Origin of the sequence: Streptomyces panaciradicis (assembly GCF_023516615.1) — a bacterium.
Lineage (GTDB): Bacteria > Actinomycetota > Actinomycetes > Streptomycetales > Streptomycetaceae > Streptomyces > Streptomyces panaciradicis.
The window spans coordinates 37,132-57,590 of sequence record NZ_JAMGBF010000082.1; the positions used below are offsets into that span (position 1 = coordinate 37,132).

Below are 20,459 nucleotides of genomic sequence, written 5' to 3' on the forward strand. Positions count from 1 at the left end.
CGCCGGTACGGAGGCCGCCAGGTCGCCCCCGTACCGGCACACGGTCTAGGGGCGAAGCAGCACCTTGCCCACCTTCGGATCGCCGGACCCGACCAGCTCGATGGCCTCCGCGAACTGATCGAGCGGCAGCTCGTGCGTGACCAGGGGCAGGGGATCGAGCAGCCCGGCGCCGAACACCCGGACCGTGTGGGCCCAGGCGTCCGGCGGCGCGCCGAAGACAGTCGACACCTCCAACTGCCGTACCACTAGGGCCGTTGGGTCCAGCCCATCGGCGCCCGGCGCGGGAATGCCGGTCAGCACCAGACGTCCGCCGCGCCGCAGCAGCGAGGCGGCCGTGCACGCGGCCGACGCGGACCCGGCGGTCTCGATGACGACGTCGAAGTCGTCGGGGAGCTCCTGGTCCCTGGTCCGGAAGTCGGTGGCGCCGAAAGCTTTCGAAAGCTCCGCGCGGTCGGGTCGGGTCCCGACCACGAGCAGCTCGGCCGGCGAACCCGCCTTCAGGAACTGAACGGCGAACATGCCCAGCGTCCCGGTGCCGACGACGGCGACCCGCTCGCCCGGCAGCGCGTTCGCCTTGATCGCGGCGGCCGCGATGCAGGCGGCCGGCTCCAGCAGCGCGGCGGCCGTGAGGTCGGCGTCGTCCGGCAGGACGTGCAGCAGCCGCGCCGGCAGGGTGAGCGTGGTGGCCATCGCACCCGGCTGGGTGAACCCGGTCTCCTCGTACCCGCTGGTGCACAGCGTGGTCTCGCCCGCGTGGCAGCGGTCGCACACCTGGCAGTTGCGGAAGCCCTCGCCGACGACCTTGCGGCCGACCAGCGTCTCCGGGATCCCGGCGCCGACCGCCTCCACGGTCCCCGACCACTCGTGGCCGGGCGTGAGCGGGTAACGGACGTACCCCTCGGGCCGGTTGCCCTGGTACACCTCCCGGTCGCTGCCGCAGATGCCGACCGCGTGGACGGCCACCAGCGCCTCGCCGGGCCCCGGCTGCCGCGGGTCGTGCGAGGTCAGCCGGTGCTCGCCCGGCGCCTCGATGACGACCTGGGTGCTCACTTGCTGCCCTTGGGCTTGCGCTGCTCCCAGCCCTCGGCCCACAGGTCGAAGCGGGCCTGCTGCTGCGGGAACTCCGCGGCCGCGTCCACGTCGAGCTCGACGCCGAGACCCGGCGCGTCCGAGAGGTGGAAGTAGCCGTCCACGACCTCGGGCGCCCCCTTGACCACCTTCTTGATCTCCGCGTCCGCGAAGTCGTTGAAGTGCTCCAGGATCTTGAAGTTGGGGGAGGTGAAGCCGACCTGGAGGGAGGCGGCGGTCAGCACCGACCCGCCCACGTTGTGCGGGGCGACGAGCATGTAGTGGGTCTCGGCGGTGGCGGCCAGCTTCCGCGTCTCCCAGATGCCGCCGATGTGGCCGACGTCCGGCTGGATGATGTCCACGGCCTGGCTCTCGAACAGCTCACGGAACTCGATGCGGTCGTGGATCCGCTCACCGGTCGCGACCGGGATGTCGACCTTGGCGGCGACCTTCTCCAGCGCCTTGAGGTTCTCCGGCGGGCAGGGCTCCTCCAGCCAGGCGGGCTTGAAGGGGGCGAGCTCCTTGGCCAGCCGCACCGCGGTCGCCGGCGAGAACCGCCCGTGCATCTCCAGCATCAGCTCGGCGTCCGGCCCGATGGCGTCGCGCACGGCCTCGATGAGGGAGACGGCGTACAGGCTCTGCTCGTGGTCGAGCTCGAAGTGCCCGGTGCCGAAGGGGTCGATCTTCAGCGCCCTGTACCCGCGCTCCATGACCCCCTGGGCGGCCTTGTGGTACGCCTCCGGGGTGCGCTCCGTGGTGTACCAGCCGTTGGCGTAGGCCTTGACCTTGTCCGTGACCTTCCCGCCCAGCAGCTGCCAGACGGGCACCCCGAGGGCCTTGCCCTTGATGTCCCAGCAGGCCATCTCGACGACGGCGATGCCGGACATCACGATCTCACCCGCACGGCCGTAGTCGCCGTACTTCATCCGGCGTACGAGGTCTTCCACGGCGAACGGGTCGGAGCCCAGAATGTGATTGGCCTCGGCCTCCCGCAGGTAGCCGATCAGCGCGTCGGTGTGGCCCAGCATCCGGGTCTCGCCGACTCCCGTGATCCCCTCGTCGGTGTGCACCTGGACGTATGTCAGGTTGCGCCACGGCGTCCCGACCACGTGTGTGCTGATTCCGGTGATGCGCACGGCAGTTGCCCCTTGCTGCGTCGTCTGCTTGCGTTCGGCCCATTCCGTGTGTTCGAGATTTCGTCACACGTTCGAAATGCTGGCGTGACAGTAAGGACGGGGCGGCGGGAGTGTCAATGGGTCGAACGCATAACGGTTTCGACACTGCTTTCGGCACGCTTTTCGGTCGCCGTTTCGCAGATGTCCTCAACTCGCCGCGCCGGGACAGATCGTTCACCACACAACTTTCACAGCTGTGCCTAGGAACGTGACCTGTCAGGAACTTAGTCTTCCCGCGTCATGGACTACTGCGACCCGTGCCGACGGCACCTCAACGGCGCGCTCGCCTGCCCTGGGTGCGGCACCACCCTCGAAGAGCTCCGCGCGCAGACACCCGCGCACGACCCGGGCCTGCCCCCGTACGGGGGCGAGCACCGCGTGGTGTACGACGGCCACGGCGACGAGGGGTCCTACGAGGACGCCCCCTACGACGACGAGGGCTCCCATGACGCCGAGGACGCCCCGGAGGACGGGTACCCGGCCGGCCGGGCGGCGCGCCGGGCGCAGGGCCGTGGGCGCGGACGCGGGCGGTCCGGCGGGAGCGGCGAGGGTCCCGCGGGCCCCGAGGGCGCGGCCAGTCGCCGCGATCGCAAAGCCGCCGCGCACCGCAGACGCCGGCGCCGGGTGCTGCTGATCACCACGGCGGCCGTGCTCGCGGCGGGCGGCCTCAGCCTCGCCGAGCTCGGCATGGACGCTCCCTTCTCCTCGCCGACCCCGGTCACCGCCGGGGGCGACACGGCCGAGGGCGGTGCGTCCGCGGAGGCGGGCGGCAAGGCCAAGTCGGCCGACGACCCCACGGGCGCGGGGACCACGGGCACCCCGACCGAGGGAGCGTCCCCGTCCTCGACGGCCTCGAAGCCGCCCAAGGACAAGAAGAAGGACGAGGCCGGCGCATCGGCCTCGTCCACCCCGACCCGCACCGGCTCGGGAACCACGACGACGGCCCCCACGGCGGCGCCCCCGGCGACCACCGCACCCTCGACGTCGGCCCCGACGACCGCGGCCCCGAGCCCGACCCCGTCCCCCACGAAGACGTGCACGCGGTTCCTGTGGTGGTGCAGCTGAGGGCTCGTACTCGAGGTCGGCCGGCAAGTCCCAGCCCGTCCGGCGTTTGAGGACGAGGCCCGTCCAGGGCCGAAGCGGCAGCCCCCGGTACGGCACGCCCGGACACGCCCCGCCGGCGCCACCCCGGGCATCCGGACATCACGCCCCCGGCGAAGCCCCCAGCATCCGCTGAAGCAAATCCCGCAAAGACAGCCGCTCCGCCTCCGACAGCCCCGCGAGCGGCTCGCGCGCGAAGCGCAGCCCGTCCCGCAGCTCCCGGGCGACCCGGAGCCCCTCCTCCGTCGCGGCCGCCAGCTTCACCCGCCGGTCGGCCGGGTCGGGCCGCCGCTCGACCAGCCCCCGCGACTCCAGCCGGTCCACGATCCCCGTGACGTTCGACGGCTCGCACTTCAGCTTCTGGGCCAGCTTCCGCATCGGCAGCGGCTCCAGCGACAGCAGGCTGAGCAGCCGGGCCTGCGCCCCGGTCAGCGTGTGCCGCGTCGCCGCCTCGTCGAAGTCCGCGTGGTAACGCGCCACGACGTCACCGATCAGCCCGACGACCTCGAGGGTCAGCGCGTCGGGACGGTGGGTCTGCTGCGGAGTGGCCATGGCTCCAGCCTACCCCATTGCTTGACAACCTGAAATATTCAGAGGCATGGTTGTTTCAGTAACTGAAGTAAATGCGAAAGGCTCCGTCATGATCAACCGCGAGTGGCACCTCCTCTCCCGCCCCGTCGGCTGGCCCAAGCCCGAGGACTTCGCCCTGGTCGAGGCGGAGGCCGGCACGCCGGGCGAGGGCCAGGTGCTGGTCCGTAACGAGTACCTCTCGGTGGACCCGTACATGCGTGGCCGTATGAGCGACGCCAAGTCGTACGTTGCCCCCTACGAGCTCGGCAAGGTCATGCAGGGCGGCGCGGTCGGCGAGGTCATCGCGTCCAACGCCGAGGGCATCGCCGTGGGCGACCACGTCCTGCACTTCCTCGGCTGGCGCGAGTACGCCGTCGTGGACGCCAAGAGCGCCGTCAAGGTGGACCCGGACGCGGCCCCGCTCAGCACCTACCTGGGCGTGCTCGGCATGACGGGCCTGACGGCGTACGCGGGCCTGCTGCGGGTCGGCGCCTTCAAGGAGGGCGACGCGGTGTTCGTCTCCGGCGCCGCGGGTGCCGTCGGCAGCCAGGTCGGCCAGATCGCGAAGCTGAAGGGCGCCTCCCGGGTCATCGGCTCGGCCGGCTCCGACGAGAAGGTCAAGCTGCTCGTCGAGGAGTACGGTTTCGACGCCGCGTTCAACTACAAGAACGGCCCGGTCTGGGAGCAGCTCAAGGAGGCCGCCCCGGACGGCATCGACGTCTACTTCGACAACGTCGGCGGCGAGCACCTGGAGGCCGCCATCGGTGCGCTCAACCTCAAGGGCCGCGCCGTGATCTGCGGCATGATCTCGCAGTACAACTCCACCGAGCCGACGCCCGGCCCGCGCAACATGGTCAAGATCCTGCAGAACCGGCTCCGGGTCGAGGGCGTGCTGGTCGGCGACCACTACGACCTGCAGCCGCAGTTCGTCCAGGAGGTCGGCCCGTGGGTCGCCTCGGGTGCGCTGAAGTACCGCGAGACCGTGGTCGAGGGCATCGAGAACAACCTGGAGGCGTTCCTCGGGGTCCTGCGGGGCGAGAACACCGGCAAGATGATCGTCAAGCTGTAGGTCTTCCTGTTTGGTCTTCCCGTTGGGTCTTCCTGTAGGCCTTCCTCGTTGTTTCCGGCATGCGGTAACTTCTTTCCGAATTCCGTCGTCGATCGTGGGCGCGAGTCGCGGCGGACCGAGGAGGAAGACAACCGCATGCCCATTCAGCAGTCCGACGTCCTGTACACCGCCGTCGCCACCGCCGAGAACGGCCGCGACGGCCGGGTCGCCACCGACGACGGCAGACTCGACGTGGTCGTCAACCCGCCCAAGGAGATGGGCGGCAACGGCGCGGGCACCAACCCCGAGCAGCTCTTCGCGGCCGGCTACAGCGCCTGCTTCCAGGGCGCCCTCGGTGTCGTCGCCCGCGAGGCGAAGGCCGACATCACCGGTTCGACGGTGACCGCCAAGGTGGGCATCGGCAGGAACGACGACGGCTTCGGGATCATCGTCGAGATCTCGGCGCGGATCCCGAACGTCGACGCCGCGACGGCCAGGGATCTCGTCGACAGGGCCCACCAGGTCTGCCCGTACTCCAAGGCGACCCGCGGGAACATCAGCGTGACGCTGGTCTGACACCGGTCGTTGAGCACGAGCGAGGCCGCACCCCTGGACGTGGGGTGCGGCCTTCGCGGTGCCGCGGAACCGGCCGGGCCCGCTCAGCCGGCCAGCGCGGCTGTGTGGACCGCCCTGACCAGGCGGTCGTTCTCCGGGGCCGCGCCGCCCGGACAGGCGAGGCGGCGGCGGGTGTAGCCGTAGGCCAGGCCGCTGCGCGGGTCGGCGAAGGCCTGCGAGCCGCCCGCCCCGCTGTGGCCGAAGGCCCCGGCCCCCAGGACCGGATGCCACATGTCCGCCGTCGCCTGGAACCCGAGGCCGAACGCTCTGTGGGAGCGGCTCACCAGGTCGTAGCCGGCCGAGTGGATCTGGCCGACCTCGGCGATCGTGTCCGGCTTCAGCAGCGGCGCCTTCCCGTCCATCTCGCTGATCGCCGCCGCGTACATCCCGGCCAGCCCGCGCGCCGCCGCCACCCCGCCCGCGGAGGCCGGCCCCCTGGCGCGCACGGCACGGGAGTTGGCGTAGTCGACGAGCGTGCCCGCGTCCGGCGCGTGCGCGTTCATGGCGATGGAGGCGAGGGTGTGCGGTCCCGTCGGCGCCTCGTCCAGCACCGCCTGCTGCACGGGGGTCGGCATCATCGGCTGCGCCGGCCGGAACCGGGGTTCGAGGGCGGCGGGCAGGCCCAGATGGAAGTCCAGGGCGTACGGGGCGCGGATCCGCTCCTCGTAGACGTCCTGGAGCGTGCGGCCCGTGGCCCGGCGTACGACCTCGCCCGTCAGCGCGCCGATCACCAGCGCGTGGTAGCCGAAGGCCGTGCCCGGACGCCAGAACGGCTTCTGGTCCGCGAGCCGTTCGGCCATCGCGCGGTCGTCGGCCAGTTCCGCGGGCGTGAACCCGCCGTCCGTGCCCACCACCCCCGCACGATGGCTGATCAGGTCGCGCAGGGTCACCGAGCCCTTGCCCTCGGCCGCGAACTCCGGCCAGTAGTAGGTCACTTTGCGGTCCAGCTCCAGCGTGCCGTCCTGCACCAGCAGAGCCGCCACCAGATGGGCGGCGCCCTTGGAGGACGAGTACACGGCGTAGAGGGAATCGGGCTCCGTACCGTCACCGGCCCACAGGTCGACGACCTTGCGGCCGTGCAGGTACGCGCACAACTGGCCCTCGTAGTCCGGCTGTTCGCCCGCCACGAAGGCGGCGAACTCCTCGCGCACAGCCTCGAAGCCGTCGGCGACGGTGCCGTGGATCTCCTGCGTCATCCGTTCTCCTCACCTGAACCGATGTCTGCCACCGCGAACGCGCGTACCTCTTCCGGAGAGCTTCCTGAGATCGGTACGGCCGGGCGCGCCTGTTCGACTCAACCGCACCAATGAGGAGTTGTGGTCACGGAACTCCCGGACCGCGCATACCGGGTGCCGTCCGGAGGGCATCCTGGGGTCGGACCGTCGGCGGCGCTCATGAGGCGAGGAGTCTCCATGGCAACGATCCCTTCGCTCCCCAGCAGGGACGACGTGCTGCGCGTGGCACGCAGCACGACCGACATCACCGGCCAGCTCCTGGACACGGCCGGCAACCTCACCAGGATCGCGATCAACACCTTCGACCCACGGGACGGTTCCGGCGCGGAGGTGCTGCGCGTCCTGCGCGAGACGACCGCGGAACTGGCCGAGGCGAGCGCGTCCCCGCAGGCGCAGGAGGCGTTCTACCGCATCGTCGACACCCTCACCCGCCTCGGCACCAGCGGCGCCCCGCTGGCCGTCCACCCGGTGAGCGAGCCCGTCCGGGCCCTGCTCACCGCCCTCGGCGACAGCCTGCTCCCCGTCCTGGACGCGGTCGAGCCCGCCGTCGAGGAGTTCACGAACGCCCTCGGCGACCTGGTGGAGGCGTCCTCGCCGCTGCTGCCCGCGGCGGCGGGCGCGGCCGCCGGAGCGCTGCTCGCCGTGACGCCGGTGCTGCGGGCCGCCGCGGACGTGCTGCGCGAGTCGTCCCCCGAACTCAGCCGCATCGCCGAGGCCCTGACCGACGCCCTGGCCCCGCTGATGCCGCTCCAAGTGGCACTGGCGGAACGGGCGTCGGCGGCGGGCGCGGGCGTGGTCCGGGCGGCCCTCCCGCCGCTGGCCGACCTCACGGAGGCGGCGGCCGCGACGACGAAGGCGGCGCGTCCGATGCTGGTGGCGGGGGAGGAGCTGCTGGTGTCGGCGCTGGAACAGCTGCAGCCGATGCTCCTGCGCGCCGCCGCACGGGCCGGCGGCCTCGCCCGCGCGACGGCGGTACGCGTGAGCGCGGCCGTGTCACCGGCGAGCGACCGGGGCATCGTGGTGGCCGTCGCACCGGCCTGAAGCCCGGGTCCGGGCCCGGCATCCGCCCGCAACGCCCCAACCGCCGCCGGGTAAAGTCCTCCCCATGCGTGATCTTGCCGCCGGCTTCAGCTACCTCCTCAAGGGCCAGCGCTGGATGGCCCGGCACGGCAGGCACTACGGCTTCGGCCTGCTCCCGGGCCTGATGACCCTGGTCCTCTACGTCGCCGCGCTCGTCGCCCTCGCCCTGTGGGGCGAGGACGCGGTCGCCTGGTCGACGCCCTTCGCCGACCACTGGTCCAGCCCCTGGCAGGGCCTCTTCCGCGGCTTCCTGACCGCGGTGCTCTTCGCGCTCGGCCTCCTCCTCGCCGTCCTCACCTTCACCGCCGTGACCCTCCTGATCGGGCAGCCCTTCTACGAGAACCTCTCCGAGAAGGTCGACCGGGACGTCTCGCCGGACGGCACCGCGCCCGAGTCCGGGCTCCCGCTCTGGCGCGAGTTGTGGATCTCGGCGCGGGACAGCCTGCGCATCCTGGTCCGCGCCGCCCTGTGGGGCGTGCTGCTGTTCGCCTGCGGCTTCCTGCCCTTCGTCGGCCAGACCGCGGTCCCGGTGATCGGCTTCTTCGTCACCGGGTTCTTCCTCACCGAGGAACTGACCGCCGTCGCCCTCCAGCGCCGCGGCGTCGAACTCCGCGCCCGTCTCACCCTCCTGCGCTCCCGCAGGACCCTGGTGTGGGGCTTCGGCACCCCGCTGGCGGTGGCGTTCCTGGTGCCGTTCGTGGCCGTCTTCCTGATGCCGGGCGCGGTGGCGGGCGCCACCCTCATGGCCCGCGACCTGCTGGGCGAGGAGAACGCCGGGGACGGACCGAAGGACGAGCCGGAGGAGCAGGCCGTCACTTCCTGAACGTCGCGTCGGCGGCCACCGTGATGATCGCCCGGACCTGCGCCACGATGTCCAGCCGGTTGCGCACGAACTCGGCGTCCGTGATCTCGGTCGTGTTCCCGCCGCCGAACTGCAGCACCGGCGTGTGCACATGGCCGCCGGGCAGCGTGTCGTGCAGCCCCAGCCGGTCGCGCAACAGCGTCGCCCGGTAGGCGATCTCGTTGGAGAGGTAGTTCCCGCCGCCGCCCGCCCGGGCCGTCGACCCCGGCGTCGGCCCGTCCGGCCGCACCACCTCCGTCGTGCCGCCCGCCGGGATCTCGGTCACCTCGGTGTGGTCGTACACCGGGAACCGTCCGGTGTCGGCGGCCACGATCGCCTGGTACGGCAGGGTCGTCGTCGTCCACTGCGGCTGCGCGGCGGGGTCGCTCACCGGGACGGTCTCGGTGCGCCCGACGTTGTCGTTGTCCGGGAAACCGCCCCGCCAGGCGCCGTTGGTGCGCTCCACGTCGAACCGCCCGACCCGTCCCTGGCTGACGGTGGTGAACAGATCCACCTTCCTCAGGTACGGCCGCAGCGTCCGCTCCACCGTGCCCTCGGTGAAGTCCTGCCAGCGCACCGGGAAGACGACCGTCTCCACCCGTGCCGGACCGTCCGCCGTCCGGATCACCGTGCCGTCGAGCGCGAGCGCGGTGGCACCGGAGGGATTGGAGATCCGGATGTCCCGGTCCAGCGTGAACGGGTCGAACCCGGTGACGAGGATCCGCTTCAGGCCCCTGCCGTCCGGGTAGCGGACCTGCGTCTGCCCGCGCGAGGTCCGCTCCAGCACGTCGAGCAGCTGCGCCCGCTGCCGGTCGCTCAGCCCGAACTCCGGCTCCCAGGTCCGCACTTCGCGGGTCATGCCCAGCCGCGCCCAGTACAGCGGCCGGTCGTCGTCCCGGCTGAGGTCCCCGCCGGCCGGCCCCCGCCCCTGCACCCGGTCGACGGCCCGCCGCCACAGCGCGCAGCCCGCACGGACCACGATCCGCCGGGCCTCCGCGTAGGAGCCGGCCGCGCCCAGTTCATGGGCCAGCCGCGGCGCCACGTCGTCGAATCCCGACCTGCGGAGGATCTCCCGCGGCACGGCCTTGTCGAGCCGCTGCTCCTCGACGGTGGGGGAGGGCGCGGTCCCGGCGGCCGTCGCCGTGGTGGGGGAGGCGAGTCCCGCGGTCAGTGCCAGTCCGAGGAAAACCATCCGAACACGTATGGATCTCAAGGGGGTTCAGGTCCTTCCGTCGCCGTCGTGGGGGAGCGTGGTGCGGACGGCCGCAGTATCGCGTGACGGAAGTGGTCCACGCCATGGGGTGTGGTTCAGGAGGCGGCGGGGCGGACCCGGGCCGCGGCCTCCCGCAGTACCCCGACGAACGCCTCCACCGCCGGTGCGGGCGTCCGCCCCCGGAGGGTCGCCGCGTACACCGCCCTGGCCGGGCCGCCCTCGTCGAGGACCCGCAGCAGCGTGACGTCCGGGCGGACGGACCCGGCCGCGAGCGCCGGGACCAGGGCTACGCCCAGGCCCGCGGCGACGTACCCCTGCTTGGCCGTCCACTCGGCGACCACGTGCGCCACCCGAGGGCTGAAGCCCTCCCGCAGAGCCGCGTCCAGAAGGGTGCCCTCGGGGCGGGGACCGCCGGAGATCCAGTCCTCGTCGGCGAACCGCCCCAGCGGCACGGGGCCCTGGTGACCGGCCAGGGGATGCCCGGCGGGGACCGCGACGTACAGGAACTCGTCGAGGAGATGGCGCAGTTCGTACGACGCCGGCGGGGTGCCGCCCGTCGTCGAGACCACCGCCAGGTCCAGGTGGCCCGCGGCCAGGCGGTCCAGCAGGCGGGGCGTCAGGCCCTCCTCGCGGGTGACCCGGACCGCCGGGTGACGGGTGCGGAACGCGGCCAGGGCGTGCGGCACCAGCGCCGCGTCGGCCGACGGGAACGCCCCGAACCGCAGCCGCCCGCCCGCCACTTCCCGTAGCGCCGCGAGGTCGAGGGCGGCACCGCGCAGCGCCTCGGCGACACTCTCCGCGTACGGCACGAGGACCCGCCCGGCCTCGGTCGGCCGCACCCCGCGCGGCAGCCGGTCGAACAGCGGCGCCCCGCCGAGGGCCTGCTCCAGCGAGGCGATCTGCCGGGACACCGCGGACTGCGTCCACCCCAGCGCCCGCGCGGCCCCCGTGAACGACCCGTGCCGGGCCACCTCCAGGAACGCCCGCAGCCACACGGTGGACAGCTCCGGCTCGCGATGCGTGTACGGCATGGCAGCCATGCTAGACATTCGCTTGTCGCATCCCGCGGCCCTTTCGTAGCGTCATCGGCATGCAGATCACCCTGGACAGCCCGGCCTCGGCGCCCCAGCCGCTGAGCCCCTACTACTCCCAGGTCGCCCGGGTCGAACACGCCGACGGCGGCGCCCTGTTGTACCTCTCCGGCCAGATCGCCGAGGGCGCGACGCTCGCCGAGCAGACGCGCGGGGCCTTCGAGACGATCGCCGCCCTGCTGAAGGCCCACGGCGCCACCCTCGCGGACGTCATCAACATCCGGACCTACCTGACGGACATCACCGCACTGGAGGAATACGGCTCCGTGCGCCGCGAGTTCCTCACCGGCACCCCGCCCACGAGCATGACGTTCGAGGTGTCCCGGCTGTTCCGCCCCGAGGCCCTCGTCGAGATCGAAATCGTGGCGGCGGTGCCACCCGGCAGGTGATACTGCCGCGCGTGAAGACAGCGAAGGCCGCGAACCTGGGTGTCATATTCCTGCTGGAGCTGGGCGTCCTCGCGGGCGTCTGGTACTGGGCCTGGCAGAGCGCCTCCGGCTGGGGCCCGCTGCTGGGCCTCGCCGGGGCGGTCGTCCTCGCCGCGCTGTGGGGCCTGTTCGGCTCCCCGCGCGCCAGGTTCAAGGTCCACGGCGCCGCCCGGGTCGCCTTCGAGACGCTGTGGTTCGGCTCCGGCGCGGTGTTCTGGTACGCGGCCGGGGCGCATCTCTGGGCGATCGCCTTCGCCGTCGTGTGCGTCGTGAGCAAGACCCTCGCCCACCTCTGGCGCCAGTAGCGGGTCCGTTCAGACGTCCTCGCCCAGCAGCGTGAGGAAGTCCCGGAACGCCCCCGGCATGTCCACCGACTCCGGGTCCAGCAGCCACTGGTACTGCAGCCCGTCCATCACCGCGACCAGCAGCGGCGCCGTCCGTTCCGGCGTCAGCCCGTTCGGCAGCCGGTCGCCGTACTCGGCGCGCAGGACCGTCGCCATGCTCTCGCGCACCTGCCGGTACCGCTGCGTGAAGTACCCGCGCGCGGGATGCCCCTCCGTCACGCTCTCGCCCAGCAGCGCCGAGAAGGTCTGGATGATGCCGGGCCGCATGGCGTTGTACTCGACGAGCGAGGCCAGCAGATCGACCCGCCACCGCGTGGCCGGCACCGCGTCCCACTGGTCCCGCTCCTGAAGCACCGCCACCAGCAGCGCCTCCTTGGTCGGGAAGTGGTGCAGCAGCCCCTGCTGGGTGAGCCCCACCTTCTCCGCCACCGCCGCCAGACTCGCCCCCCGGTAACCGCGCTCGGCGATCACCTCCAGCGCCGCCCGGACGATCTCCGCGCGCCGTTCCTCGCTCCTGACCCTGGCGTTCATGGCGTCACCGTACGACATCGCCGTACGGCCATTGTCACGGCACGATAACGAAACCTACCGTGTTACAGGCGACGGGTGCACGATGGGGCCCGAGACGACAGGACGTGACGAGGAGGCACCGCGATGGCGGCAACCCCGGGAAACCCGGCCGACCAGGCCCGTGAGGCGGCCGTCGAGGCGGCCCTCGGCAAACTGGACCTGGACGCCAAGGCCCGGCTGCTGTCCGGCCAGGACATGTGGTCCCTGCCCGCCCTGCCGGAGATCGGGCTGAGGTCGCTCGTCATGTCCGACGGCCCGATCGGCGTCCGGGGCGTGCGCTGGACCGCCGACGACCCCTCCGTCGCCCTGCCCTCACCGACCGCCCTCGCCGCCACCTGGGACCCCGAACTCGCCCGCCGCGCCGGCACCCTGCTCGCCCAGGAGGCCCGGCGCAAGGGCGTGCACGTGCTGCTCGCCCCGACCGTCAACCTCCACCGCTCCCCGCTCGGCGGCCGCCACTTCGAGGCCTACAGCGAGGACCCGTACCTGACCGGACGCATCGGCACCGGGTACGTCACCGGCGTGCAGCAGGGCGGCGTCGGCACCACGGTCAAGCACTTCGTCGCCAACGACGCCGAGACCGACCGCTTCACGGTGAACAACCTGGTGGGCGAGCGCGCCCTGCGCGAGCTGTACCTGACGCCCTTCGAGATGATCGTCGCCGGCGCCCGCCCCTGGGGCGTCATGACCGCCTACAACACGGTCAACGGCACGACGATGACCGAGCACGGCCACCTCGTGAACGAGGTGCTGCGCGGCGAATGGGGCTTCGACGGCTACAACGTCTCCGACTGGATGGCGGCCCGCGACACGGTCGCCGCCCTGCACGGCGGCCTCGACGTCGCCATGCCCGGCCCGCAGACCGTCTACGGCGCCCCCCTCGCCCAGGCCGTGCGCGACGGCCGCGTCGAGGAGGCGGTCGTCGACGAGGCCGTCCGCAACGTCCTGCGGCTCGCCGCCCGCGTCGGCGCCCTGGACGGCGCCGAGCCGGCCGTCACCGCACCGCCCGCGGCCGTCGACGGCGAGGCCCTGGCCCGCGAGATCGCCCGCCGCTCCTTCGTCCTCGTGAAGAACGACCGCGGGGCCCTCCCGCTCAGGCCCGGCACGGTGGCCCTCCTCGGCGCCGCCGCCCGCGACGCCCGGGTCCTCGGCGGCGGCTCCGCCACCGTCTTCCCCGCCCGGACCGTCTCCCCGCTCGACGGCCTCACCGCCGCCCTCCCCGAGGGCACCCTGACCTATGCCGTCGGCGCCGACCCCAACACCGAACTCGCCGTCGCCGACAAGGGCTTCGCGCTGAAGGCCGTGTGCCGCGACGCCGACGGGAACGTCATCGGCACCGGCTCCGCCCCCAGCGGCCAGATCCAGTGGATGGGTTCCGACCTCCCCGAGGGCGTCACCCACGAGAGCCTGCACACCGTCGAGCTGACCGGCACCTTCACCCCCCGCGACACCGGCCCGCACACCTTCGGCATCAAGGGCACCGGCCACTTCACCCTCACCGTCGCGGGGACGACGTACTTCGACGACGTCCAGCTCCCCGCCGACGACAGCGACCCCTTCGAGGCGTTCTTCGGCGCCCCCGTGGCCCGCGCCGAGCCCGAACTGACCGCGGGCGAACCGGTCGAGGTCTCCCTCACCCACGTCTACGCCCTCCCCGAGGACATCCCCTTCAAGGTCGTCGCCTTCGCCCTGGCCCACCAGGAACCGACGCGCGACGCCGACGAGCTGATCGCCGAGGCCGTGGCGGCCGCCCGGGCCGCCGACACGGCCGTCGTGGTGGTCGCCACCACCGACCGCGTCGAGTCCGAGGGCTACGACCGCAAGGACCTCGCCCTGCCCGGCCGTCAGGACGACCTGGTCCGCGCGGTCGCCGCCGCCAACCCGAACACCGTCGTGGTCGTCAACTCCGGCTCCCCGGTGGAGCTGCCGTGGCGCGACGAGGTCGCCGCCGTGCTGCTGAGCTGGTTCCCCGGCCAGGAGGGCGGCGCCGCCCTCGCGGACGTCCTGACGGGCGCCCACGAGCCGGGCGGCCGGCTGCCCACCACCTGGGGCTCCCTGGCCGACGCCCCGGTCACCCGGGTCACCCCCGAGAACGGCGAACTGCCCTATACCGAGGGCGTGTTCATCGGCTACCGCGCTTGGGAGAAGGAGGGCAGGACCCCCTCGTACCCCTTCGGCCACGGCCTGGGCTACACCGACTGGGCGTACGAGTCCGTCGAGGTCGAGGGCACCACCGCAAGGGTCCGCGTCCGCAACACCGGACAGCGGGCCGGCCGCGAGGTCGTCCAGGTCTACCTGGCGCCCACCGAGCCCGGCCCCGACCGCCCGGCCCGCCTGCTCGCCGGCTTCGCGGGCGTCGAGGCGGGCCCCGGCGAGACGGCCGAGGCGGTCGTCGAGATCCCGCGGCGGGCCTTCGAGGTGTGGGACGACGTGGTCGGCTCGTGGTCGTTTGTGAAGGGTTCGTACGAGATTCAGGTGAGCCGCTCGATCGCCGACCGTCGCCTCACCGCGACGATTAACGTCTGATCCGGGACGACCTCCCCCACGAGCGGCCCCGGTCCGGGACCTGACCCCTGGACCGGGGCAAGCCCGGCGGAGTGCGCATCAGCGCACTCTCAGCGCACCCCGAAGCCGTACACCGTCTGAGAGCGGAACACCTCGCCCGGCCGCAGCACCGTGTCCGGGAACTCCGGCCGGTTCGGGGAGTCGGGGAAGTGCTGGGTCTCCAGCGCCACCCCGTCGCCCGGCGTGAACGGCTCGGGCAGGTGGTCCGCCGTGTACAGCTGCAGTCCCGGCTCGGTGGTCGCCACGGTCAGCACCCGCCCGGACGCCGGGTCGTACAGCTCGGCGACCTCGCGGGCGGCCTCGGTCACCCCGCCGTCCAGCGCGAAGTTGTGGTCGAAGCCCGAGCCGACCTTCCTGCCCTGCCGGAAGTCGAAGCGCGTGCCCGTGACGTCCTGAAGGACACCGGTCGGGATCAGATCCGCGTCCACCGGCGTGTACCGGGAGGCGGCGAGCCGCAGTTCGTGACCGCCCGCGTCGCCGGAGCCGGCGAGGTTCCAGTACGAGTGGTTGGTCAGGTTCACCGGCGTCGGCGCGTCCGTCACCGCCTCGTAGGCGATGCGCAGCGAGCCGTCGGCGTCCAGCGTGTAGGTGGCCGTCACCTCCAGCCGCCCGGGGAAGCCCTCCTCGCCGTCCGGGCTGACCCTGGCGAGCCGCACCCCGTGCTCGACCGGAACGACCTCCCACACCCGCTTGTCGAAGCCCCGCGGGCCCCCGTGCAGGGAGTTGGGGGCGTTGTTGGGCTCCAGCTCGTACGTCACCCCGTCCAGCGTGAAGCGGGCGCCGGCGATGCGGTTGGCGTACCGGCCGACCAGGGCGCCCAGATACGGCCCGGGGTGCTCGACGTAGTCGTCCAGACCGGCGAACCCCAGCACCACGTTCCCGGCACGCCCGTCCCGGTCCGGGATCTCCACCGACTGCACGACCCCGCCGTACGACAGGATCCGCACCCGCACGCCGGCCCGCTCCAGGGTCCAGCGCTCCACCGGGGTGCCGTCGGAAAGTGTGCCGAAGTGTTCGCTCATGAGCGGAACTCTAAGTCACGTGCCTGTCAGGAGTGCCGGGCGGTCACCGTCCGGTAGGCGATCTCGGCCAGCCGTGCCTGACCGTCCACGCTCGGGTGGAACCAGTCCCAGTGGCTCAACTGCGCGGTCCCGAAGCGGTACGCGTACACCGCGCCCCCGTCGAAGCGGCACCGCCGGTCCTTGCCGCACTCCTCGCGCAGCACCTTGTTGTACTCCTCCACCCGCTTCTGCACGGTGTTGCGCCGCAGCATCGCCGCCGAGTCCAGCGCGTCCGCGTCGCCCAGCATGGAGGGGCAGATGCCCAGCTTCCACACCTGCTTGCCCAGCGCGTTCGTCCGGCCCTGCGACCACAGCCGCTTCAGGTTCGGCACGCTCGCCACGTACACCTGCGTCTTCGGCAGCGCCTTGCGCAGGGTGGCGAGCGCGTCCTCGAAGTCGGACCGGAAGTCGGCCACCGGGGTCATCGCCGCCGTCGAGACCCGGCAGGCGTCGTTCGCCCCCACCATCACCGTCACCAGCTGCGGCTTCCTCGCCACGGCCCGCGTGATCTGCCCCGGCAGATCGGCCATCCGCGCGCCCGTCACCGCGTAGTTCCAGCTCCGCTCGGCCGCCTTCGTCCTGCCCAGGAGCCGGACGGCGAGCGAGTCGACCTCGGTGCTGGACCCGGTCGCCCACGACACCTCCGGGCAGTCCGACAGGACCGTGCACGCGTCGAAGCCGCGGGTGATGGAGTCGCCGACGGCCGCGACGGAGGTCGGGCTGACGTCCCAGGCGGGCGCCCGCTTCGCGCTGTGCGTGGGCGCCGCCTCGTCGCCACCGACCGCGTCGCAGCCGGCGACGCCCAGGACGGCCGCCGCCATGACGGCGAGAACGGTCCGTGAACGGTGGCTGGGCTTCCGCATCCGCTGCTGTTCCCCTCGGTCGGCGTGCAGGGAGGTCCCCCCTCATGACAACGCGCGGGAGTTCCCGAACCCGGCAGCGCGCAACGGTTCGCACCCGTACAAGCGTCCTGCCGGGTGAATGGCGGGGGTTTCGGCGCATCGGGACCGACGGTACGTCACACTCCTTGCGCCGCCGCACGGTAGCCTCGCCATCAACGTGGTTCCCCCGGCCACGGCCGTTCGCCAGTTCGCAAGATGTCCCGCTCTGCCCGGAGGTCCCGGTGACGACTCGTGGAGTTCTGTACGTGCACTCCGCGCCGCGCGCGCTGTGCCCGCACGTCGAGTGGGCCGTCGCCGGGGTGCTCGGCACGCGCGTCAACCTCGACTGGATCCGGCAGCCCGCCGCGCCGGGCACCTGGCGCTCGGAGTTCTCCTGGCAGGGCCAGGCGGGCACCGCCTCCAAGCTCGCCTCCGCGCTGCGCGGCTGGCACCTGCTGCGCTTCGAGGTCACGGCCGAGCCCTGCCCCACGGCCGAGGGCGAGCGCTACAGCTGCACTCCCGACCTCGGCATCTTCCACGCCGTCACCGGCATCCACGGCGACATCCTGATCCCGGAGGACCGTCTGCGGGCCGCCCTGGTCCGCTCCCAGCGGGACGAGACGGACCTGGAGGCGGAGATCGCCAAGCTGCTGGGCAAGCCGTGGGACGACGAACTGGAGCCGTTCCGCTACGCGGGCGAGGGCGCACCCGTGCGGTGGCTCCACCAGGTCGTCTGAGCCGACCTCAAGGGCATCCGGCCCAGGGGCGCGGGGAACTGCGCGACCGGCCACAACGCACCCGCACCCGGCCGTGAACGGACCGACACGACGGCGAATGGCCCGATCTCCCACCGGAGACCGGGCCATTTGCGTTCAACGGCGCTCTCAGACCGTGCGGAACGCCAGGACCACGTTGTGCCCGCCGAAGCCGAACGAGTCGTTCAGCGCGGCGATACGGCCCTCCACGGGCAGCTTCCGGGCCTCGCCGCGGACGACGTCGGCGGCGGCCTCCGCCTCCGGGTCGAGGTTGTCGATGTTGATCGTCGGCGGGGCCACCCGGTGGTACAGGGCGAGCACGGTCGCGACGGTCTCGATGCCGCCCGCGCCGCCCAGCAGGTGACCGGTCATCGACTTGGTCGCGGAGACGGCCATGTGGTCGGCGTCGTCGCCGAAGACCTTGCGCAGCGCCTTCAGTTCGGCGATGTCACCGGCCGGCGTCGAGGTGGCGTGCGCGTTGACGTGCACGATCTCCGACGGGTCCAGGTCGGTGCGCTCCAGCAGGTTCTGCAGGGCGTGCGAGATGCCCCGCCCCTCCGGCTCGGGCTGCACGATGTCGTGGCTGTCGGCGGAGATGCCCTGCCCGACCGCCTCGGCGTACACGCGGGCACCGCGCTTGGCGGCGTGCTCCGCGGACTCCAGGACGACGACACCCGCGCCCTCGCCCAGCACGAAGCCGTCACGGGCCGTGTCGTAGGGACGCGAGGCGCCCTCGGGGTCCTCGTTGTTCTTGGACATCGCCATCATGTTGCCGAACGCGGCGATGGGCAGCGGGTGGATGGCCGCCTCGGTGCCACCGGCGACGACGACGTCGGCGCGGCCCGTGCGGATCATCTCGATGGCGTAGCCGATGGCCTCGGCGCCGGAGGCGCACGCGGAGACCGGCGTGTGCACGCCCGCCCGGGCGCCCACGAGCAGGCCCACGTTGGCGGAGGGGCCGTTCGGCATCAGCATGGGGACGGTGTGCGGGGAGACGCGGCGGACGCCCTTCTCCTTGAGCACGTCGTACTGGTCGAGGAGGGTCGTCACGCCGCCGATGCCGGACGCGATGACCGCGCCGAGACGGTCCGGGTCGACCTTCGGGTCCTCACCGGCCTTGCCCTCGAAACCGGCGTCCGCCCACGCCTCCTTGGCGGCGACCAGCGCGAACTGCGCCGAGCGGTCCAGGCGGCGGGCCTGCGGCCGGGGGATGACCTCGGTGGGTTCCACCGCGACGGGCGCGGCGATGCGGACCGCCTGATCGGCGGCCCACTCCTGCTCCAGGGGCTTCACACCGGACCTGCCGGCGATCAGACCCTCCCAGGTAGAGGCTGCGTCGCCACCCAGCGGTGTGGTTGCGCCGATACCGGTGACGACCACGGTGCGATTGGTCGGGCTCACGGGAATTCTTTCTCCAATTACGAGGATTAAGCGGCGCCACCGCCGGGTGGCGGGGCCGGTCAGCGTCCGACCCGAGCAGGAACTCAGGCCTGGTGCTTGAGGATGTAGTCGGTCGCGTCGCCGACGGTCTTGAGGTTCTTGACGTCCTCGTCCGGGATCTTGACGTCGAAGCGCTCTTCGGCGGCGACGACGACCTCGACCATGGACAGCGAGTCGACGTCCAGGTCGTCGGTGAAGGACTTGTCCAGCTGGACGTCCTCAACCGGGATGCCGGCGATCTCGTTCACGATGTCGGCGAGACCGGCGACGATCTCTTCCTGAGTGGCGGCCATGTCAGGCGCTCCTTCTTTGTGATCCAGAGGGTTTGGCAGTGTCCTGCGGGTCCGGACCGTTCGTGATCCGGCACGCAGTGCCTAGGGGAGGGTAACGACAGTCGCGGCGTAGACGAGACCCGCCCCGAAGCCGATGACGAGCGCGGTGTCGCCGCTCTTCGCCTCACCGGTCGCCAGGAGCCGCTCCATCGCGAGCGGGATCGAGGCGGCCGAGGTGTTGCCGGTGGTGCGCACGTCGCGCGCGACCGTGACGTGCTCCGGCAGTTTCAGCGTCTTCACCATCGAGTCGATGATCCGCTCGTTGGCCTGGTGGGGAATGAAGACGTCCAGGTCGTTCGCGCTGATCCCGGCCGCGTCCAGCGCCTGCTGGGCGACCTTCGCCATCTCGAACACGGCCCAGCGGAAGACCGCCTGGCCCTCCTGCGTGATCGCAGGGAACTTCTCGACCGTGCCCTCGCGGTAGTCCGTCCACGGCACGGTCTGCTTGATGGTCTCCGACTTGTCGCCCTCGGAGCCCCACACGGTCGGGCCGATCGCGGGCTCCTGGGAGGGGCCGACCACGACCGCGCCCGCGCCGTCGCCGAACAGGAAGGCCGTGGCGCGGTCGTGCAGGTCGGTGAGGTCGGACAGCCGCTCGACGCCGATGACGAGGACGTACTCGGCGCTGCCCTCGACGATCATGCCCTTGGCGAGGGTGAGGCCGTAGCCGAAGCCCGCGCAGCCGGCCGAGATGTCGAAGGCGGCGGCCTTGTTCGTGCCCAGCCTGTCGGCGATCTCGGTCGCCACGGCCGGCGTCTGCTTGAAGTGCGAGACGGTCGAGACGATCACGCCGCCGATCTGCTCGGCGGAGATCCCGGCGTCGGCGATGGCCTTGCCGGACGCCTCGATCGACATCGCGGCCACGGTCTCCTCGTCGGAGGCCCAGTGCCGGGTCTGGATGCCGGAGCGCGAACGGATCCACTCGTCGGAGGAGTCGATCGTCTCGAGGATCACCTCGTTCGGCACGACCCGCGTCGGACGGTAGCCGCCCACGCCGAGGATGCGCGCGTACGGGGCGCCCTTGCTGGGCTTGATCTTCGACATGT

General features: G+C 72.2%; 21 protein-coding genes. 9 read left to right on the top strand and 12 right to left on the bottom strand.

The window, feature by feature from the left end:
• Window positions 1–45 precede the first annotated feature (45 nt).
• Both M8J74_RS25725 and M8J74_RS25730 read right to left on the bottom strand, forming a co-directional pair.
• Window positions 46–1,050, bottom strand: a complete 1,005-nt coding sequence (locus M8J74_RS25725; protein WP_249838727.1) for a zinc-dependent alcohol dehydrogenase — start codon at window positions 1,048–1,050, stop codon at window positions 46–48.
• Entirely contained in the window at window positions 1,047–2,204 is a 1,158-nt protein-coding gene (locus tag M8J74_RS25730; RefSeq protein WP_058925511.1) for a mandelate racemase/muconate lactonizing enzyme family protein, read from the bottom strand. Before M8J74_RS25730 ends, M8J74_RS25725 begins: the two co-directional genes overlap by 4 nt.
• A gap of 279 nt (window positions 2,205–2,483) precedes the next feature.
• Here M8J74_RS25730 and M8J74_RS25735 point away from each other — a divergent pair, with 279 nt between their 5' ends.
• The gene (locus M8J74_RS25735) at window positions 2,484–3,308 is read left to right on the top strand and encodes an SCO2400 family protein (RefSeq protein ID WP_249838728.1); all 825 of its coding nucleotides are present in this window, start codon (window positions 2,484–2,486) and stop codon (window positions 3,306–3,308) included.
• A gap of 138 nt (window positions 3,309–3,446) precedes the next feature.
• Here the strand turns inward: M8J74_RS25735 and M8J74_RS25740 are convergent, their stop codons facing one another.
• The gene (locus M8J74_RS25740; protein ID WP_249838729.1) at window positions 3,447–3,896 is read right to left on the bottom strand and encodes a MarR family winged helix-turn-helix transcriptional regulator; all 450 of its coding nucleotides are present in this window, start codon (window positions 3,894–3,896) and stop codon (window positions 3,447–3,449) included.
• A gap of 88 nt (window positions 3,897–3,984) precedes the next feature.
• On the opposite strand from M8J74_RS25740, the gene M8J74_RS25745 reads away from it, so the two are divergent.
• Both M8J74_RS25745 and M8J74_RS25750 read left to right on the top strand, forming a co-directional pair.
• Complete coding sequence (locus tag M8J74_RS25745; protein ID WP_058925514.1) at window positions 3,985–4,983, top strand: NADP-dependent oxidoreductase; 999 nt, start codon at window positions 3,985–3,987, stop codon at window positions 4,981–4,983.
• A 135-nt stretch (window positions 4,984–5,118) separates the two neighbouring features.
• Complete coding sequence (locus tag M8J74_RS25750; RefSeq protein WP_249838730.1) at window positions 5,119–5,538, top strand: organic hydroperoxide resistance protein; 420 nt, start codon at window positions 5,119–5,121, stop codon at window positions 5,536–5,538.
• A gap of 83 nt (window positions 5,539–5,621) precedes the next feature.
• On the opposite strand, the gene M8J74_RS25755 is transcribed toward M8J74_RS25750, so the two are convergent.
• Window positions 5,622–6,773: a serine hydrolase domain-containing protein gene (locus M8J74_RS25755; RefSeq protein WP_249838731.1), complete on the bottom strand. Its 1,152-nt coding sequence runs from the start codon at window positions 6,771–6,773 to the stop codon at window positions 5,622–5,624.
• A 216-nt stretch (window positions 6,774–6,989) separates the two neighbouring features.
• On the opposite strand from M8J74_RS25755, the gene M8J74_RS25760 reads away from it, so the two are divergent.
• Window positions 6,990–7,853 (top strand): hypothetical protein, encoded by an 864-nt coding sequence (locus M8J74_RS25760; protein ID WP_249838732.1) that lies wholly within the window; start codon window positions 6,990–6,992, stop codon window positions 7,851–7,853.
• Window positions 7,854–7,917: 64 nt separating this feature from the next.
• On the top strand, window positions 7,918–8,715 hold the full coding sequence (locus M8J74_RS25765; protein WP_249838733.1) for an EI24 domain-containing protein: 798 nt from the start codon (window positions 7,918–7,920) through the stop codon (window positions 8,713–8,715).
• Here the strand turns inward: M8J74_RS25765 and M8J74_RS25770 are convergent.
• Together M8J74_RS25770 and M8J74_RS25775 are read right to left on the bottom strand one after the other, a co-directional pair.
• A complete protein-coding gene (locus M8J74_RS25770) occupies window positions 8,705–9,946 on the bottom strand; it encodes a pyroglutamyl-peptidase I (RefSeq protein WP_249838734.1) in 1,242 nt (413 codons plus the stop codon). The genes M8J74_RS25765 and M8J74_RS25770 overlap by 11 nt on opposite strands.
• Before the next feature lie 95 nt (window positions 9,947–10,041).
• Entirely contained in the window at window positions 10,042–10,986 is a 945-nt protein-coding gene (locus M8J74_RS25775; RefSeq protein WP_372500266.1) for a LysR family transcriptional regulator, read from the bottom strand.
• A 50-nt stretch (window positions 10,987–11,036) separates the two neighbouring features.
• Between M8J74_RS25775 and M8J74_RS25780 the strand changes: the two genes are divergently transcribed.
• Window positions 11,037–11,426: a RidA family protein gene (locus M8J74_RS25780; RefSeq protein WP_249838736.1), complete on the top strand. Its 390-nt coding sequence runs from the start codon at window positions 11,037–11,039 to the stop codon at window positions 11,424–11,426.
• Between the two features lie 11 nt (window positions 11,427–11,437).
• Complete coding sequence (locus M8J74_RS25785) at window positions 11,438–11,770, top strand: YrdB family protein (protein WP_249838737.1); 333 nt, start codon at window positions 11,438–11,440, stop codon at window positions 11,768–11,770.
• 9 nt (window positions 11,771–11,779) lie between these two features.
• On the opposite strand, the gene M8J74_RS25790 is transcribed toward M8J74_RS25785, so the two are convergent.
• Window positions 11,780–12,358, bottom strand: a complete 579-nt coding sequence (locus tag M8J74_RS25790) for a TetR/AcrR family transcriptional regulator (protein WP_249838738.1) — start codon at window positions 12,356–12,358, stop codon at window positions 11,780–11,782.
• Between the two features lie 105 nt (window positions 12,359–12,463).
• Here M8J74_RS25790 and M8J74_RS25795 point away from each other — a divergent pair, with 105 nt between their 5' ends.
• Window positions 12,464–14,905 carry a beta-glucosidase family protein gene (locus M8J74_RS25795; protein ID WP_249838739.1) on the top strand — a complete coding sequence of 814 codons (2,442 nt, stop codon included), beginning with the start codon at window positions 12,464–12,466 and terminating at the stop codon, window positions 14,903–14,905.
• Between the two features lie 89 nt (window positions 14,906–14,994).
• On the opposite strand, the gene M8J74_RS25800 is transcribed toward M8J74_RS25795, so the two are convergent.
• Window positions 14,995–15,966 carry an aldose epimerase family protein gene (locus M8J74_RS25800; RefSeq protein WP_249838740.1) on the bottom strand — a complete coding sequence of 324 codons (972 nt, stop codon included), beginning with the start codon at window positions 15,964–15,966 and terminating at the stop codon, window positions 14,995–14,997.
• A gap of 26 nt (window positions 15,967–15,992) precedes the next feature.
• Window positions 15,993–16,868: an SGNH/GDSL hydrolase family protein gene (locus M8J74_RS25805; protein WP_249838741.1), complete on the bottom strand. Its 876-nt coding sequence runs from the start codon at window positions 16,866–16,868 to the stop codon at window positions 15,993–15,995.
• A 260-nt stretch (window positions 16,869–17,128) separates the two neighbouring features.
• Here M8J74_RS25805 and M8J74_RS25810 point away from each other — a divergent pair, with 260 nt between their 5' ends.
• Window positions 17,129–17,623: a DUF3145 domain-containing protein gene (locus tag M8J74_RS25810; protein WP_058925526.1), complete on the top strand. Its 495-nt coding sequence runs from the start codon at window positions 17,129–17,131 to the stop codon at window positions 17,621–17,623.
• A 147-nt stretch (window positions 17,624–17,770) separates the two neighbouring features.
• Here M8J74_RS25810 and fabF read toward each other — a convergent pair whose 3' ends face one another.
• The 3 genes from fabF to M8J74_RS25825 form a co-directional block, all read right to left on the bottom strand.
• On the bottom strand, window positions 17,771–19,042 hold the full coding sequence (fabF, locus tag M8J74_RS25815) for a beta-ketoacyl-ACP synthase II (RefSeq protein ID WP_249838742.1): 1,272 nt from the start codon (window positions 19,040–19,042) through the stop codon (window positions 17,771–17,773).
• 83 nt (window positions 19,043–19,125) lie between these two features.
• On the bottom strand, window positions 19,126–19,374 hold the full coding sequence (locus tag M8J74_RS25820) for an acyl carrier protein (RefSeq protein WP_015660680.1): 249 nt from the start codon (window positions 19,372–19,374) through the stop codon (window positions 19,126–19,128).
• Window positions 19,375–19,455: 81 nt separating this feature from the next.
• Complete coding sequence (locus tag M8J74_RS25825) at window positions 19,456–20,457, bottom strand: ketoacyl-ACP synthase III (RefSeq protein ID WP_249838743.1); 1,002 nt, start codon at window positions 20,455–20,457, stop codon at window positions 19,456–19,458.
• Between the last annotated feature and the right edge of the window lie 2 nt (window positions 20,458–20,459).

What these genes read in the sequence shown, in the direction of transcription:
- M8J74_RS25805 (WP_249838741.1), bottom strand. Translation starts at nt 16,868, where the DNA reads ATGCGGAAGCCCAGCCACCGTTCACGGACCGTTCTCGCCGTCATGGCG.
- M8J74_RS25795 (WP_249838739.1), top strand. Translation starts at nt 12,464, where the DNA reads ATGGCGGCAACCCCGGGAAACCCGGCCGACCAGGCCCGTGAGGCGGCC.
- M8J74_RS25735 (WP_249838728.1), top strand. Translation starts at nt 2,484, where the DNA reads ATGGACTACTGCGACCCGTGCCGACGGCACCTCAACGGCGCGCTCGCC.
- M8J74_RS25825 (WP_249838743.1), bottom strand. Translation starts at nt 20,457, where the DNA reads ATGTCGAAGATCAAGCCCAGCAAGGGCGCCCCGTACGCGCGCATCCTC.
- M8J74_RS25740 (WP_249838729.1), bottom strand. Translation starts at nt 3,896, where the DNA reads ATGGCCACTCCGCAGCAGACCCACCGTCCCGACGCGCTGACCCTCGAG.
- M8J74_RS25765 (WP_249838733.1), top strand. Translation starts at nt 7,918, where the DNA reads ATGCGTGATCTTGCCGCCGGCTTCAGCTACCTCCTCAAGGGCCAGCGC.
- M8J74_RS25775 (WP_372500266.1), bottom strand. Translation starts at nt 10,986, where the DNA reads ATGGCTGCCATGCCGTACACGCATCGCGAGCCGGAGCTGTCCACCGTG.
- M8J74_RS25755 (WP_249838731.1), bottom strand. Translation starts at nt 6,773, where the DNA reads ATGACGCAGGAGATCCACGGCACCGTCGCCGACGGCTTCGAGGCTGTG.
- M8J74_RS25800 (WP_249838740.1), bottom strand. Translation starts at nt 15,966, where the DNA reads ATGAGCGAACACTTCGGCACACTTTCCGACGGCACCCCGGTGGAGCGC.
- M8J74_RS25820 (WP_015660680.1), bottom strand. Translation starts at nt 19,374, where the DNA reads ATGGCCGCCACTCAGGAAGAGATCGTCGCCGGTCTCGCCGACATCGTG.
- M8J74_RS25745 (WP_058925514.1), top strand. Translation starts at nt 3,985, where the DNA reads ATGATCAACCGCGAGTGGCACCTCCTCTCCCGCCCCGTCGGCTGGCCC.
- M8J74_RS25750 (WP_249838730.1), top strand. Translation starts at nt 5,119, where the DNA reads ATGCCCATTCAGCAGTCCGACGTCCTGTACACCGCCGTCGCCACCGCC.
- M8J74_RS25760 (WP_249838732.1), top strand. Translation starts at nt 6,990, where the DNA reads ATGGCAACGATCCCTTCGCTCCCCAGCAGGGACGACGTGCTGCGCGTG.
- M8J74_RS25780 (WP_249838736.1), top strand. Translation starts at nt 11,037, where the DNA reads ATGCAGATCACCCTGGACAGCCCGGCCTCGGCGCCCCAGCCGCTGAGC.
- M8J74_RS25790 (WP_249838738.1), bottom strand. Translation starts at nt 12,358, where the DNA reads ATGTCGTACGGTGACGCCATGAACGCCAGGGTCAGGAGCGAGGAACGG.